Genomic DNA, 950 nt, shown 5'->3' with positions numbered 1-950 from the left:
GTAACGTTTTTGATAATAAAGTTTATGTTGAATATAACCGTAAGCAGGCACAAGCGATGGGTCGAAGTGAAATTAGAGTTGAGTTCAATCCAAATGAATTGAGTGAGAATGAGAAACAAATTATTCAATTCGTGTTTTTAGATAATATGCGGAACAAAGATTTTTCGAGAATAGATTTGGCTTTTGATATTGAAGATAACTTAGCTGATTATTACTCGATGTGTGATAAAGCAGTTAAACAAACGCATTTCTACGGTATTGATGGAAAAGTGGAAACCAAATATTTTGGGGTTCGTGAAAGTGATAGATATATTAGAATTTATAACAAAAAGAAACAATTGAGCGAAGTGAAAGAACAGGAAATTAGTGCAGATCATTTGTGGAGAGTTGAATTTGAGTTAAAGCGTTCAAGAACTAAAACTTGGGATAAATGCTTTGATGATATACACATTCTTCAGCCAAATTGGAAAACGATTGAAAAAAGCAGTACGAGAGCAATGGTGTATATGCTCCTGCATGAACATGGTGAATGGGGAAAAATAGACAAAAATTTAAAAACGAAATATAGAAAAATAATTAAAGAAATATCTGAGGTAAATATCTCTGATGATTTGAGAAAAATTTTGAGCGAGCAACATCAAAAATTGAGTGAAGAATTGAAGAATTATATAGCGATATCACACCATGACAAAATGTATGATTTTGACTTTGGTCATTAGGTTTTAGGCTAGCATTTGCTAGTCTTTTTTTGTGGGAACAAAAAACTAAAGGGGCATGGGGAAACCCCATCAAGTAAGGCGGATAGTAAACGAAGTGGCTAGCTTAGCCAGTGCTTGCCAAACTCTATATAAACTTGATATTTTTATATTACAAGCGTAAGATGAAAATTAAGAGTTATATATTATCACAAAGTGAGAGGGTGGGATTTGTGAACGAGGAAAACAATTTGA

At 32.8% G+C, this 950-nt stretch carries 1 protein-coding gene; it reads left to right on the top strand.

All coding sequences use genetic code 11. From position 1 onward, the window contains the following. A partial coding sequence (locus tag ACFFLE_RS11150) for a replication initiation protein (RefSeq protein ID WP_380572272.1) occupies window positions 1–719 on the top strand: 719 nt, incomplete at its 5' end. Window positions 720–950: the final 231 nt, after the last annotated feature.

The sequence above is a fragment of the Salinicoccus siamensis genome (assembly GCF_042429615.1).
Lineage (GTDB): Bacteria > Bacillota > Bacilli > Staphylococcales > Salinicoccaceae > Salinicoccus > Salinicoccus siamensis.
This window is presented reverse-complemented; position numbering and strand designations above follow the sequence as displayed.